Below are 15,131 nucleotides of genomic sequence, written 5' to 3'. Positions count from 1 at the left end.
AACGATGGCACCCACAACCAAAGAAGAGCAGCGCGCTGAGCTCCACAAAACCATCTGGCGCATCGCAAATGACTTGCGCGGATCCGTCGACGGCTGGGATTTCAAGTCCTACGTGCTCGGGATGCTGTTCTACCGCTTCATCTCCCAGAACCTCACCTCCTACATCAATGCCGGCGAGCAGAAGGCAGGCGACGTTGGTTTCGACTACGCCACCCTCCCCGACGCTCAGGCCGAGTTCGGCCGCAAGGAAACGGTCGAGGAGAAGGGGTTCTACATTCTTCCTTCGGAGCTGTTCCAGAACGTCCGGGCAGCCGCGTCCCGGGACGCGAATTTGAACGAGACGCTCGCGAGAGTATTCAAGAACATCGAGGGGTCGGCCGTCGGCACCGACAGCGAAGATGATGTCAAAGGCCTGTTCGACGACCTCGACGTGAACAGCTCCAAGCTCGGCAACACTGTCGCCAAACGCAACGAAAAGCTCGTCAAGCTTCTGGATGCGATCGGCGAACTGCCGCTCGGTGACTTCGGCGAGAACACCATCGACCTATTCGGCGATGCCTACGAGTACCTGATGCAGATGTACGCCTCCAGCGCGGGCAAATCCGGCGGCGAGTACTACACACCGCAGGAAGTCTCCGAACTCCTGGCCCGCATCACCGTTGTCGGCAAGACCCAAGTAAACAAGGTATACGACCCCGCAGTCGGCTCCGGGTCGCTGCTGCTTAAGTTCGACAAGGTCCTCGGAAAGGGCAACGTCCGGCAGGGCTTCTACGGGCAGGAGATCAACCTGAACACCTACAACCTCGCCCGCATCAACATGTTCCTGCACGACGTTAACTACGAGAAGTTCAACCTCGCCCACGGCGACACCCTCACTGACCCCGCGCACTGGGACGAGGAACCGTTCGAGGCGATCGTCTCCAACCCGCCCTACTCGATCAAGTGGGACGGTGACGCGAACCCGCTGCTGATCAACGACCCGCGCTTCGCACCCGCCGGTGTGCTCGCACCGAAGTCGAAGGCCGACCTCGCCTTCACCATGCACATCCTGTCATGGCTGGCCGTCAACGGCACCGCGGCAATCGTCGAGTTCCCCGGCGTGCTCTACCGCGGGGGAGCGGAAGCGAAGATCCGCAAATACCTCATCGACAACAACTACGTCGACGCCGTCATCCAGCTGCCACCGGACCTGTTCTTCGGCACCACAATCGCAACTTGCATCATCGTGCTTAAGAAGTCCAAGCACGACAACTCGGTCCTCTTCATCGATGCCTCGGCCGAGTTCGCACGCACGGGAAACAAGAACAAGCTCGCTGTTCCGAACCAGCAGAAGATCCTCGAAGCGTTCACCGTGCGCGAGGACGTTGAGTACTTCGCCAAGTTCGTGACAAACGAGTCCATCGCCGCGAACGGCTATAACATCGCCGTCTCGTCCTACGTCAAGGCCGAAGACACCCGCGAAGTAGTAGACATCACCGAGCTGAACGAGGAAATCGCGCGGATTGTGCATCGACAACAAGAACTTCGCACCTCAATCGACGAAATGGTCGCCGATCTGGAGAAGACGAAGTGAGGTCCGTCGACGAGCTCCTCGCCGAGTTGAGCCCTAGGGGCGTTCGGCATCTCAAGCTTTCGAGCTACGAAGTAGCACATTTCCGTACCGGCAAGCAATTGAATCGCGACACCTTGTCGTCTCACGGTGAATACGAGGTCTACAACGGAGGTGTCGCGTCGTCGGGATGGCACTCCGAATACAACACCGATGGGCCCGCGCTAATCGTTAGCCAAGGGGGCGCTTCAGCGGGATTCGTCAACTTTGTTACTAGTCGTTTCTGGGCAGGGGCGCATTGTTACGTCGTCACTCCGGGACCTGCCATTGACCGCAGGTACCTGTATCACGTCTTGAAATCCAAGCAGGCCATTATTCAGTCATCGGCTCGAGGCGCTGGGATTCCCGGACTCGCGCGGGGAGCGCTCGGTGCAACGATTGTGCCAGTGCCGCCTCTTGAGGTCCAGCGGGAAATCGTGCGTATCTTGGATCGTTTCGCTCAGTTGGAAGCGGAGTTGGAGGCGGAGCTGGAAGCCCGCCGCCGACAGCACTCTTTCTACTGGGAGACCTTTCTGAGCCCGCGTCAAGGTTGGCGAACGACAACGATCGGTGAAGTGGCCCAGGTTTTCGATGGGCCTCATGCGACACCGAAGAAGACTCAATCCGGTCCCTGGTATCTGAGCATCTCATCGCTAAAGGGCGGACGCTTTGACCTCGCAGAGTCGGCACATCTTGGAGAGGACGAGTTCGCTAAGTGGACGCGTCGAGTCGTGCCTCGACGCGGCGACACGATGTTTTCTTACGAGACGCGTCTAGGACAGGCCGCGTTTTGGGACTTGGATGTGCCTGCAGCACTGGGCCGGAGAATGGGTCTTCTGCGGCCACGAAAGGCCGTTGTTGATCCCCGGTTTCTGACGCTTGTCTACCTCGGACCACAGTTCCAGGCGCTCATCAAAGCCAAGACCGTTACGGGTTCAACCGTCGACAGGATACCGATAGCGGACATGGCCTCGTGGCAACTAGCAGTACCACCCCTTGATGAGCAGAAGAAGATAGTGGGCGCCCTCGATAGTCTTGATGCTCTCGTGAACGACCGCATTATCGGTCTCCCTGCTGAGCTTGCTGCTCGTCGGAAGCAGTACGAGTACTACCGCGACGAGCTGCTCACGTTTAAGGAGGCGGCGGCATGAGCGATGGGACTCGACTACGGTACGACCCGATCGCGGTGTCGAACGAGAGTACCGTCGTCGCGGAGTACATCTCGGACGCGAAGGCGGAGGCCGCCTACCAATCGGAAGCGGATCTCGAACGCGAGCTAATTCGACTTCTTGAGTCACAGGCGTACGACCACCTTCCGATCACGTCCGAAGCGCAGCTTGTGGCGAACCTACGCGCCCAGCTCGAATCCCTGAACTCAGTGACCTTCTCGGATGCTGAGTGGGCAAAGTTCTTTTCCGAGCGAATCGCCGGTACGAACGATGGCATCGTTGACAAGACGGTGCGCATCCAAGAGGATCACGTCCAGCTTCTGATGCGGGATGACGGTTCGACAAAGAACATCATCCTCATCGACAAGCAGAGCATCCACAACAACCGCCTGCAGGTCATCAACCAATACGAAATCGGCCTGGGCGAAGGACGCGACGCGCAGCGCGGCGCCGCCCGCGCCAACCGCTATGACGTGACGGTCTTGGTCAACGGCCTGCCGATGGTGCACATCGAACTCAAGCGTCGCGGCGTCGACATCCGTGAGGCGTTCAACCAGATCGACCGCTATCAGCGCGACAGCTTCTGGGCAGGCTCTGGCCTGTTCGAGTACGTGCAGCTGTTCGTGATCAGCAACGGCACACTGACGAAGTACTACTCCAATACCACTCGCCGCCAGCACCTGAGCGAAGCCGCCGGCTCGAAGAGGGTCCGCAAGACGTCGAACTCGTTCGAGTTCACCTCCTGGTGGTCAGACGCGCAGAACAAGCCGATCACCGAGCTGGGCGCGTTCGCGAGGACCTTCTTCGCCAAACACTCGCTGCTGAACATCCTCACCAAGTACTGCGTCCTCACCGCCGACAAAATGCTTCTTGTGATGCGCCCGTACCAGATCGTCGGAACCGAGCGGATACTGCGGAAGATCGACATCTCCACGAACTACAGGCAGCTCGGCTCCGTCGCCGCGGGCGGCTACGTGTGGCACACGACTGGGTCGGGCAAGACGCTCACGTCGTTCAAAGCGGCGCAGCTGGCGTCGAAGATGCCGAGTGTGGACAAGGTGCTGTTCGTCGTTGACCGCAAGGACCTCGACTACCAGACGATGCGGGAGTACGACCGGTTCGAGAAGGGCGCGGCGAACTCGAACACCTCGACTGCGGTACTGAAGAAGCAACTCGAAGATCCGGGCGCGCGGATCATCATCACTACGATCCAGAAGCTGTCGACGTTCATCGGCGCGAACAAGGGCCACGCGATCTACGACGGGCACATCGTCATCATCTTCGACGAGTGCCACCGTTCCCAGTTCGGGGACATGCATACCGCGATCACGAAGGCGTTCAAACGCTACAACCTCTTCGGCTTCACCGGCACACCGATCTTCGCCGCAAACTCGGGCAGCGCCGGCAACCCGCAGCTAAAGACCACCGAGCAAGCGTTCGGCGAGAAGCTGCACATCTACACGATCGTGGACGCGATCTCGGACAGGAACGTGCTGCCCTTCCGCATCGACTACGTCAACACCATCAAGGTCGGCAACGTCATCGACAAGCAGGTGTCATCGATCGATACTGAGAAAGCTCTACTCGCCCCGGAACGGATCAGGCAGATCGTCGGCTACACGCTGGAGCACTTCGACCAGAAGACGAAGCGTGCCCAGCGCTACACTCTCGACGACAAGCGCGTACGCGGCTTCAACGCCCTCCTCGCGACCGCGTCCATCGAGGCCGCTCGCGTCTACTACAACCACTTCCAGCTCCTGCAGGAGCACCTGCCCTCCGACCGCCAACTGAAGGTCGGACTCATCTACTCCTACGGCGCGAACGACGCGGTCGACGACGGGGCGCTGGACGAGGAAGGCTTCGATACCGGCGCGCTGAGCATGGACGCCCGTTCGTTCCTTGATGACGCGATCCAGGACTACAACGAAATGTTCGGCACGAGTTACGACACGTCCGCCGACAAGTTCCAGAACTACTACAAAGACCTCTCACTCCGCTTGAAGAACCGGGGTATCGACCTCGTCATCGTGGTCAACATGTTCCTCACCGGCTTCGACGCCACCACACTGAACACATTGTTCGTCGACAAAAACCTGCGTGCCCACGGCCTCATCCAGGCTTATTCGCGCACCAACCGCATCCTGAACTCGGTGAAGACCTACGGCAACATCGTGAGCTTCCGGAACCTCGAAGACGCTACGAACGATGCGATCGCCCTGTTCGGCAACAAGAATGCCCAAGGCGTCGTGCTGCTCAAGGCATACGCCGAGTACTACAACGACTACGCCGAGAAAGTCGCGGAACTACTCGCCGCCTACCCGCTGGGCCAGCAGATCATCGGTGAGGCCGCGTGGAAGGACTTCATTCAGCTGTTCGGCGCCATCCTGCGTCTACACAACATTCTGACTTCGTTCGACGAGTTCACCGGGAATGAAATCCTCACCGACCGCCAAGGGCAGGACTACCGCAGCATCTACCTCGACCTTTACGCAGAGTTCCGCAAGGGCACCGACGCGGACAAGGAGCAGATCACTGACGATATCGTCTTCGAGATCGAGCTCATCAAGCAGGTCGAGATCAATGTCGACTACATTCTCATGCTCGTCCAGAAGTACCGTGACGAACGAGGCGACGGCGACGACAAAGAGATCCGTGCCGAAATCACACGAGCCGTCGCTGCTAGCCCTTCCCTGCGCAACAAAAAAGACCTCATCGAAGACTTCGTAGACAACATCTCTGTGGACGGTCACATAGACCAGGAATGGCGCGCATTCATCGCAGCCAAGCGTGAGGCCGAACTCGAGACGATCATCGCCGACGAGAACCTTCAACCCGATGAGACCCGTGTCTTTGTCGCGACCGCGTTCCGTGACGGCCAGATCCAGGCAGGCGGCACCGCCATCACCAAGGTGCTTCCACCTGCCTCACGATTCTCCGTCGACGGCGGGCACGGCGAGAAGAAGCAACGCGTAATCCAAAGACTCGGCGAGTTCTTTGAGCGCTTCCTTGGATTGAGTTCAGGCGCCGGCGAGTGACGCTACCGCGTACTCACTAGACCCAGACCGTGACCAACGAAGATAAGTAATCTCTCCATCTAGGTCGCCCCGAGGCGCTGGCTCTGGGCTCTGGAAGCACCTAGCCAGTGACAAAATGGATCTGCGTTGAGGATGTTAAGGAATGGGAACTTGAGCCTAGGTCGGTCTTCGACTCTGGAGGCTCAAGCACTCTGCGAGAAGGATCATGTAGCTAGCGAAGTCACAACGGACCATACGACCGGCTAGCTCGGTGGTGTTCATCCGGACTGCGACTTACGTTTTCGCCTAGGGAACCTGACGCGCACTCATCGGGCTACAGCGTGCTCCGCGGAATTCCGCGACACTCCTTCCGTTCGGACTGGTCACACCATTAGGGAGTCTCCGCATTTCCCGGACTAGGTGGAACGAATCCCGAAAAGCATGGGATCTCTCACGCGCACCGGAAAGTCGACGGCGGTCTCGGGGGATGTCTCGATGCTGCCGGCCTGCCACATGTCGAGGGCCAGCAGCAGCCTCCAGCGCCTATCTAAGGCGTTTGGCTCCATGTGTCACGCCGTGGGGATGTTCAGATTGTTCCGACCGCCACTGAGGCTAGTGCGGGCGGTGGGGGTGTCGTGACGCTGTAAGAGTGCATTGATGGCCACATGCGGAGTCAGAAGTCGGGTATGGCGCAGTGATCTGTTCCGTCGGCGCCCGCTGATTGGGCGGAGGCTCAGAACCAGCGCCACGGACTTTCGTCGCGCCGCTCATCGAAATTCGCCACATTGCGTTCGCCACTATGGGCACCGGGGAGGAGTATGGCAGGACCATTGAGATCAGTCGAAAATCCCGGTCAAGCGTCATTAATTGGCGACAGTCGATCGGTGCTGCATAGTGGTGAATCCCATGATCCCAGATCAGAAGGTTGGGGGTTCGAATCCCTTCGGGCGCACAGGATAAAACCCCCGCAATCGGTTCGATTGCGGGGGTTTTTCCTGTTGTGGAGCAGGTTGTCTGCCGGGCATCCCGATTCTCTCGAATCTGACCTCCTGTGCACGGTCTCCATGCGCCGACCGCCCGTTCGCGGCAGGTGACCGGCCCCTACGTGAGGACCGCAGAAACTGGCGTGGCTACCGCTGGGAAGAGGCCGCTGATACCAGGTCTGGTTGGCCGCCTGCCTGTCGCTCACGCCGTGAGGGTGCGATAAGCGTGGCAACGATGGCGAGGATTGCGATGCCCGCGCAGAGCCAGAAGCTGATCGTGAATGCGTTGTCTGTGGGCAGGCCCTGTGCTGTGGTGTTCGAGGTGATGACGGCGGCGATCACGGCAGTGCCGATACTGCTTCCGATGGTGCGGGCGATGGTGTTGACGCTGATCGCTTCGCCGGTCTGGGTCGCAGGGACGCTCTCGATGATTGCGTTGGACACGGAGGCGAGTGCGAAGCCGATTCCCGCGCCGGTGAGGATCCCGGAGACGACGATCTGCCAGATTTCCTGGTGGGCGATTGCGGGCAGGAGGAACGCGACAGTGACCGCGAGTGCACCGACGAGCATCGGTGTCTTGGGCCCTACCCTGCGCACGAGCATTCCGGCGATCGGGCCGCAGATGACCATCATCCCGACGGTGGGGAGCAGGAACAGGCCGGCCTCAGAGACCGTTTTATCGAATCCATAACCGGTCGCGGCGGGCAGTTGCAGGAGGGTCGGGACGACGATGAACGTGCCGAACATGACGAATCCGAACGCGAGGGCGACGACGTGGGCGGTCCAGACGCCCCGGCCCTTCATCAGGCGCATGTCGATGAGGGGCTCGCGGATCTTCAGCTCTGTGAGCACGAACCCGGCCAGTGTCATTCCGCCGAAGACCAGCAGGCTGATCGTCGCGACCGACCCCCAGCCCCAGCTCCCGCCTTCTTCAATGGCCAGGATGAGCGATACCAAGGAGACGGACAGGATGGCGGCGCCGATGAGGTCCAGTCGCCCGGGGGTCTTCACCGGAGACTCCGGCATGCCGAAGATCACTCCGAGGAGAGCGATGGTGATGAGGATGGCGGGCAGCCAGAAGAGCCAGGGCCAGGACAAGGCTTGCACGATCGGGCCGGCCGCGACGATTCCCACACCCGCGCCTACGCCGCCGATCGCGGACAGCAGCCCGATCGTGACGCCCACGCGTTCTGGGGGGAGTTCGTCACGGACCACCCCGATCGAGAGGGGCATGATCGCTCCCGCCGCGCCCTGCAGGGCGCGGGCAACGATCAGCACGCCCAGGTTCGGGGCGAGTGCAGCCAGCACTGTGCCGACAAGCAGCAGGGACAGAACGATGATGAGCATTCGCCTCTTGCCGACCATGTCGCCGAGTCTGCCGAGGATGGGCGTCAGCACAGCAGCCGAGACCAGGTAGGCGGTCAGGATCCAGGATGCGTCGGCGGTCGTCACCCCGAGATCCTTCCCGATCGTGCCCAGGGTGGGAGCAACCAGCGATTGCAACACGGCGTAGGACAATCCTCCCAAGGCCAGGTAGGTGACGATCAACGTGGCGTTCGGGTGCGTGCCCTCCACCGTCGTCCCGCGGTTTCCTGCTTGCGTTTCTGACATGACATCTCCCAATGTAAACGTGTGCTTACTTTTTAGCCTAGCCCAGCCGGCACAGAAGTCAACGCAGGTTTACCTCGGGGTGGGCACGCTGTACGGTGGAGGAGAGGGAAGGATGACATGGTCGCCGCTGCACCGAAGAAAGTAGACGCCTCTGCTGCGCTGCCCCTGGCGGCGGACGGCGTCAGGCTGCGCAAGGGGGATGGCACGCGGCAACGCCTGTTGGAAGCCGCACGGCACCGGTTCGCCCGCGACGGCTACACGGCGACGACCGTCAGGGACATCGCTGCGGATGCCGGCGTGAACGTGGCGCTCATCAACAGGTACTTCAGCTCGAAGGAGGGCCTGTTCGAGGCCTGCGTGACCTCAGCGGGTCACGAGCTCGGCCGGCACGATGGAACGGATACGTCGGTGGACGCGATCGTCCGCACGATGGTCCGGAATATCACGGACGCGCCGAGCGGCACGCAGACCGTGCAGTTGTTGTTGTTGTTGCGAACCTCGGGTGATGAGCGGGCGGATCGTCTCCGTCGCGACATCCTTCGGTCCTTCGCGGAACAGATGGCCACCGCGACCGGCTGGACGCCTGACGGGGACAACTCCGACACAATCCTGCTTCGGGCCCAGCTCGCGCTCTCCGCCGCCCTGGGTATCGTGCTGTTGCGATCAACCACTGAGATGTCGCCCCTCAATACGGCCAGCAGTGAGGAACTCGGCCGCCCGCTTGGTGAACTCCTCAGGCTCCTGCTCTCTCCTCCTGGCGAAGTTCTCGCGGGAGACTCACCGAGCGGAGCGGCCGATGCCGATCCGAGCCAGCACACGCTCCTTGCGGACAAGTTGGTGCCAGAGCGCAGCACCGATGTGGCCGAGACTCAGGAGGAGGAGGAGGCCCGCGGCGAGACCGTGGATCGGGAAACCGGGCACTGATTCGAAGTCGGGGAGTGCCACTGTGACGCCCCCGAGGAGGGGGAGGGCTGTCCCGGAGATGAGAAGTGTGGCGATGCCGCTCGCAAACGCGGCGAAGAGCGCGAGGTAGAGCAGGACGCGGAGACTGAGCTCGGCGACCCGTTCACGACGCCGTTGGCCTGCGAATGCTGCCGGACGTCGATCGACAACCAACCCCCAGATGACCCGGGCGATCGTGATCGCCAGGAGGGTGATTCCGAGCACCACGTGGACGCGTAACAGGCCGGATCTGGTTTCGCCCTTCACGAGTCCCGCTGACAGGACACCCGTCACGAGCATTGTCAGGATGACGACGGCGCTCACCCAGTGGAAGCTGGCTGCGATCGTGCCGTACCGCGTTGCCGTGCTCTTCATTGCCAACGTGCGACCTTTCCGAGCGCTGTTCCCGACGGGCTGATTCGACATGAGCCTAGGCTCGTGTGCGCAAAATGTCAACAGGCGCTTACTTTTTTAGGTTCGAGCCTGCGGTCCACCGCTGCCGCCACGCGACAGTGGCAGGATGGTCTGGTCTGGTCTGGTCTGGTCGGGTCGCGGTGTCGCGGTGCCGCGTCGGTCCTGGGTGGATGCGCGGGTCGCCCGTCTTCGGTGCCCCGACCAGTTCGTCGAACGCACGGGGCCGAACATCGGAGAAGGAGGTCTGCCATGACACACGAGGAACACCCGTTCGGCCGCGACTACTGGGAGGAGCGTTACGCCGCCCCCGGTCTGGCGTGGAGCGGCGACCCGAACCCCGTGCTCGTCGCCGAAGCGACCCCGCTCGCACCGGGCCGCGCCCTCGACATCGGCAGTGGGGAAGGCGGTGACGCACTCTGGCTGGCGATGAGCGGGTGGCACGTCACCGGTGTCGACATCTCCACGAACGCGCTCGACAAGGCACGTGCCCGGGCGGAGTCCGTCGACGGACCCGCCGCGGCGCGCATCCGCTGGGAGCAGCACGACCTGACGTTCTGGTCGCCAGAGCCCCGCTCATTCGACCTCGTTACTTCGCAGTTCATGCACCTGCCCGAGAGCGCCCGAAGCGTGCTCTTCCGGGCCCTCGCGGCGGCCGTCGCGCCGGGCGGCACGCTGCTCATCGTCGGTCACGACGTCTCCGACGCTGATGCCGGCGAGCACCGGGCGCACTTCCGCGAGCTGATGTTCGGGGTCGACGACGTGCTCGCCGCGATCGACGGCGCGGAACTCGAGGTCGAGGTCGCCGAATCGCGTGAGCGGGAGGCGCCCGCCGCCCACGACGGCGCGACCCCCGTGCGCGACGTGGTGGTCAGGGCGACCCGGCCGGTCAGGCCTCCGGCAGCAGGATGAACGGCGTCCGGCCGTGGGTCACACCGTTCACCTGCAACTCGACGGCGTGCTCTCCGGGGTAGTAGCGACGGGTGGTGATCGCCCGGAGCGAGTGCCCCTTGGCCAGCAGCACGACCTCGCCGGGCTCCAGGGTCAGGGTCGTGAGCTTGAATGTCTTGCCGGTGAGGGTGCCGTTCGCCTTCTGGTGGTGCAGGACATAGTCGACGGCCAGCCGGGTGGACACACGGGCGTTGTTGCGGATGCTTGCGGTGAAGTCGACCGTTCCGCCGAACGCCACCTTCGTCTCGGCCAGCACCGGGCCGGCCACCGTCACATCGGCCGCATGGAAGCCGAGCTGGGCGAGCGCGGCAGGATTGCCTCGCTTCACGAGGGTGCGCAGCGCGTGCCGCACGAGCCGGGCGGTGTGCCCGTCCGGCTCGGCGAGCCACTCGGCCGTCGTGGCGACCGCGAGCTCCGGCTGCTGCCTGCTCAGGTCGTTGAGATGGTTGGCGACCGACCGGCGCACGGCCTCGTCATCGTCGCGGTAGAGCGCGTGCAGGATCGGCAGGGTCGCGGTCGGCTCGGCGAGGATCCCCGGGACCCGCCGAGCCCAGGGCAGGAACGGCCGGGTGCCCTCGGTCGCGAGCCTGCGCACGTCGACGTCGGTCGAGGCGGTCCAGCCCAGCACGACCGGGAGCGCCCGCTCGAGGTCGTGGTCGAGGAGTAGCCGGATCGCGAACTCGGAACTGAGCCGGCCGGTGAGCTCGGCGAGCATGCCCAGGGCGTCGTCGAAGGCGGCATCCGTGCCCGCTTCGATGCCCTTGACCGCGATCGCGGTCGACACCGGCCAGATCAGCCAGCCGGTGAACGGCGCGGTTCCCGACGCGGCTGCGCGGATGGTCGCGGCGAATGAGTCGTAGCCGCCCGGCAGGTCTGCCAGCAGGGCGTCACGCAACAGGTCGCTCCGCTCCCGCAGTGAGAGCGGGTCGAGCGCTTCCGTGGCTGCGCGCAGCGCGGTGAGCGGCGCGTGCGGTGTGACGGCCTGGATCGCCGCGGTGAGGGCGACCGCGGTCGGCACTCCGATGAGTTGGTCGGCGAAGGGCATGGGGCTCCTGGTGCTGGTGTAGCGGTGTACCCCTCCAGCGTGCCAGATTGCGGTCGCGCCGAACACCCCGCCGGTTTCTTCCGTCCGCGCCCGAAACGGCGGGCGCGGTGTGCCGAAACCAGCGCGGGCGCGGTGCCGGTCGCGGTGAGAAGCGGATGTCTCAGGCGCGGCCGGCGTCCGCGCTCGCACCGCGGCGCCGAAGGGCAGCAGCCCCCTCCCGGATCCCGAGGAACACGATCGCGGCACCGAGCACGAACGCCCAGTCCAGGACGCCGAGCCCGCTCGTGCCGAAGAAGCCCGCGACCACCGGCACGTAGACGATGACGAGCATGATCGTGATAGCGAGGGCGACTGCATACCAGAACGAGGGGTTGCTGAACTGGTACCTCGTGAAGAACCCGTGCACGCTGCGGCGCTGGATGATGCTGACGAGCTGGCAGACCATGATCGTGACGTAGGTGATCGACATCGCCTGGGCGAGCGGCAGAGCGGGCACGGTCTGGCTGAACGGGTCGATGCCGTTCCGGTCGTAGAACAGCAGGTAGTTCGTGATGGCGAAGATGCCCATCAGGGCACCGCACCAGAGCACGTCGACGATCGACCGTCCGTTCAGGATCCGGGCGCGGGAATCCCGGGGCGGGTCCTTCATCGTCTCCCCTTCGGCGGGGTCCTTGCCGAGCGCCGCGATCGGGAAGATCTCCCCGAGCAGGTCGATAGCGAGGATCTGCAACACGTTCAGGGCGAGGGGTACGCCGAACAGGGAGGCCAGGGCCAGGCTCGCGGTGTTGACCACGAACTCGGCGATGTTCGAGGTCAGGCAGCTGAGAACGCCCTTGGTGATGTTGCGGTAGATCGTCCGTCCCTCGGCGATCGCGTTCACGAGGGTTGCGAAGCTGTCGTCGAGCAGCACGATCTCGGCGGCCTGCTTGGCCACATCCGTCCCGGAGGCGCCCATCGCGACCCCGATGTTCGCATGCCGCAATGCTGGCGCATCGTTGATGCCGTCGCCGGTGACGGCGACGATGTGCCCGGAGGCCTTGACGAGGTCGACGATACGCACCTTGTCCTCCGGCGCGACCCTGCTGAACACCGTGCCGCCGCCGAGTGCGTGACGGAGAACCTCGGCGTCGGGCATCGCCGCAAGCTCCGCGCCGGTGACGATGCTCAGCCCGTCGTCGCCAGAGAGCCCGGCCTGGTGTGCGATGGCCTCGGCCGTGAGGGAGAAGTCGCCTGTCACGATGTTGACCTTCACCCCGGCTGCGAGCACGGTCGTCATGGCGGCGGGGACGGCAGCGCGGATCGGGTCCTGCATCGAGACGAGTCCCAGGATGGTCAGGTCGCGTTCGATGACATGGATGTCCCTGCTGGCGGCATCCGCTTCGGTGAGCACCCGCGTCGCGAAGACGAGGTTGCGGAGTGCGCGGCCCGCCTTCTCGGTGTGCCGGGCGAGCAGGGCCGCCCGGTCGGCGTCCGTGAGCGAACGCACGGCGGTGCCGTCGTCGATCAGGGTGGCCCGGGCGAGCAGGCTTTCCGGGGCGCCCTTCGCGTATGCGGTGAGCACTCCGTCCGGGTCCCTGCGGATGCTGGTCATCAGTTTCCGGGTGGAATCGAACGGCAGTTCGTCGATCTCGGGGCAGCGGGCGCGCAAGGCGTCGAGGTCGATTCCGGCCTTGCCGGCCGCGACCAGGAGCGCGCCTTCCGTCGGGTCGCCGAGGATGCGCCAGTCGTCGTCCCCGGCAGGGGCGACCAGGCGGGCGTTGTTCGCGAACACCCCGACGGTGAGGAACGCGCGCAGCCGGGCCGTTGCCGTGTCGCTCCGGGATTCCGGCTCGAAGACGCCGATGGGCGCGTAGCCGATCCCGGTGACCCGGTAGTCGGCGCCGCCGACGACGAGTTCGCTGACCGTCATCTCGTTCTTGGTGAGCGTGCCGGTCTTGTCGGTGCAGATCACGTGCGTCGCCCCGAGCGTCTCGACGGAGCTGAGCTTCTTGACCAGGGCGTTCTGCCGGGCGAGGGTACCGGCCGCGGCGGCGAGCGCAGTGTTGACTTCGGCGGGCAGCCCCTGCGGGATGAGGGCGCAGGCGAATCCGACGGCGAAGAGCATCGCCTCGCGGAGCGGAAGCTCGGACTGCACGGCGATGACAAGCACGACGAGAGACACCACGGCGACGCCATAGCTGACGTACTTCGCGATCTTGCCCGTCTCCACCTGAAGTGGGCTGCGGGTCTGCGGGGCCGACTGGCTGAGCCGGGCGATTCGGCCGAGCTCGGTGTGCATCCCGGTCGCGGTGACGAGTCCGAGCGCCTCACCGGTGGCGACGCTCGTGCCCGCGAAAGCCAGGTTGTGCCGGTCCGCGAGCGGCACCTCGTGCGGGATCGGCCGCGCGTGCTTCCGGGTCGGGTCGCTCTCCCCGGTCAGGGCGAAGTCGTTGGTGGAGAAGGCGGTGGTGTCGACCAGTCTCACGTCGGCGGGTACTGAGGCGCCTTCGGTCAGGCGCACCACGTCCCCGGGCACGAGCGCCCGGGATTCGATCTCGGTCAGGGCGCCGTCCCGATAGACCTGGGTGGTCGGGTCGACGAGCCTTTCGAGCGCCTCCATGGTCTTCTCCGCGCGGTTCTCCTGGACGAAACCGATCAGGGTGTTGAATCCGACGAGTGCGACGAGGACGCCGGCGGTGCCCAGGTCGCCGAGGAACCCCGTGATGGCGGCGCTCGCGAGGAGCAACACGATCATCCAGTCGGCGAACTGGCGCAGGTAGCGCCTCAGCGTGGATTCCTTCCTGAGGGTGACGATCGCATTGCTGCCCGCGCGGATCCGCCGCTCGTCCGCGGCGCCGGTCGTGAGGCCGGAGCGGGAGCTCCCGAATGCGCTGAGCACCTCATCAGCCGTTTCCCGATAGATCGACGCGGCGGGGTCAGCAGAATCGGCAGGGTGGAGCTGCGGCAAGCTCATGGACCAAGGCTACGCTTCGGCCCGGGCGGCGGATGCCGGCGCCCACCGGCCGGGGCGTCCGCGCTCAGTCTCCGCGGGCGGTGGTCTCCTGCACCAGCGGGGCCGCGTGCACGAGGTATCCCTCCCCGCGTCGGCGGGGAAGGGAAGCCTGCCGCGGATCTGCGGCGACAAGGGAGTCCTCCTCCCCGGTCACGACCAGACCGGCAGAACTGTTCGCCGATTCGCTCAGGCAGTGCAGCCATCTCTCGTTGATGCTCGGGGCGTGGCCGCCGGAGAACCGGAAGTAGAGCGGAATCGACGGGTTCAACCACGCCGAACTGTGACCGCCGGATTTCCCGACATCGGGCCAGGAGAGCAGGAAGCTCTCGCCCCTGCGGAGCTTCTGCACGATCACGATCTGCAGGTGAGCGAGAATCCGATCGTCGAAATCGACGATCATCCCCTTGTACATCAGATATCCCATG

General features: G+C 63.9%; 9 protein-coding genes and 1 pseudogene. 5 read left to right on the top strand and 5 right to left on the bottom strand.

Going from position 1 to position 15,131, the window contains the following annotated elements; genetic code table 11:
• Positions 1–4 precede the first annotated feature (4 nt).
• Genes RHM57_RS16030 through RHM57_RS16020 form a run of 3 tightly spaced genes read left to right on the top strand, consistent with a single transcriptional unit; the run spans position 5 to position 5,792 of the window.
• A complete protein-coding gene (locus tag RHM57_RS16030; RefSeq protein WP_322188664.1) occupies positions 5–1,573 on the top strand; it encodes a type I restriction-modification system subunit M in 1,569 nt (522 codons plus the stop codon).
• Complete coding sequence (locus RHM57_RS16025) at positions 1,570–2,739, top strand: restriction endonuclease subunit S (protein WP_322188662.1); 1,170 nt, start codon at positions 1,570–1,572, stop codon at positions 2,737–2,739. Before RHM57_RS16030 ends, RHM57_RS16025 begins: the two co-directional genes overlap by 4 nt.
• Positions 2,736–5,792, top strand: coding sequence for a type I restriction endonuclease subunit R (locus tag RHM57_RS16020; protein ID WP_322188660.1), 3,057 nt, complete (start codon positions 2,736–2,738; stop codon positions 5,790–5,792). Before RHM57_RS16025 ends, RHM57_RS16020 begins: the two co-directional genes overlap by 4 nt.
• A gap of 1,109 nt (positions 5,793–6,901) precedes the next feature.
• Here the strand turns inward: RHM57_RS16020 and RHM57_RS16015 are convergent.
• Positions 6,902–8,365 (bottom strand): MFS transporter, encoded by a 1,464-nt coding sequence (locus RHM57_RS16015; RefSeq protein ID WP_322188658.1) that lies wholly within the window; start codon positions 8,363–8,365, stop codon positions 6,902–6,904.
• A 117-nt stretch (positions 8,366–8,482) separates the two neighbouring features.
• Between RHM57_RS16015 and RHM57_RS16010 the strand changes: the two are divergent.
• Positions 8,483–9,097, top strand: a pseudogene (locus tag RHM57_RS16010) (TetR family transcriptional regulator); the annotation flags it as partial.
• A gap of 45 nt (positions 9,098–9,142) precedes the next feature.
• Here the strand turns inward: RHM57_RS16010 and RHM57_RS16005 are convergent.
• Positions 9,143–9,682, bottom strand: coding sequence for a cytochrome b (locus RHM57_RS16005; protein WP_322188656.1), 540 nt, complete (start codon positions 9,680–9,682; stop codon positions 9,143–9,145).
• A 288-nt stretch (positions 9,683–9,970) separates the two neighbouring features.
• Here RHM57_RS16005 and RHM57_RS16000 point away from each other — a divergent pair, with 288 nt between their 5' ends.
• The gene (locus RHM57_RS16000; RefSeq protein WP_322188654.1) at positions 9,971–10,630 is read left to right on the top strand and encodes a class I SAM-dependent methyltransferase; all 660 of its coding nucleotides are present in this window, start codon (positions 9,971–9,973) and stop codon (positions 10,628–10,630) included.
• Here RHM57_RS16000 and RHM57_RS15995 read toward each other — a convergent pair.
• The 3 genes from RHM57_RS15995 to RHM57_RS15985 form a co-directional block, all read right to left on the bottom strand.
• A complete protein-coding gene (locus tag RHM57_RS15995) occupies positions 10,608–11,714 on the bottom strand; it encodes a DNA alkylation repair protein (protein WP_322188652.1) in 1,107 nt (368 codons plus the stop codon). The genes RHM57_RS16000 and RHM57_RS15995 overlap by 23 nt on opposite strands.
• A 160-nt stretch (positions 11,715–11,874) precedes the next feature.
• Positions 11,875–14,667, bottom strand: a complete 2,793-nt coding sequence (locus tag RHM57_RS15990; RefSeq protein ID WP_322188650.1) for a cation-transporting P-type ATPase — start codon at positions 14,665–14,667, stop codon at positions 11,875–11,877.
• A 64-nt stretch (positions 14,668–14,731) separates the two neighbouring features.
• A complete protein-coding gene (locus RHM57_RS15985) occupies positions 14,732–15,130 on the bottom strand; it encodes an ATP-dependent DNA ligase (protein WP_241975293.1) in 399 nt (132 codons plus the stop codon).
• Position 15,131 lies beyond the last annotated feature (1 nt).

The sequence above is a fragment of the Cryobacterium sp. 10S3 genome (assembly GCF_034344045.1).
GTDB lineage: Bacteria > Actinomycetota > Actinomycetes > Actinomycetales > Microbacteriaceae > Cryobacterium > Cryobacterium glucosi.
The sequence above is the reverse complement of the archived record's forward strand: the minus strand, read 5'-3'. Positions and strand labels throughout refer to the sequence as shown.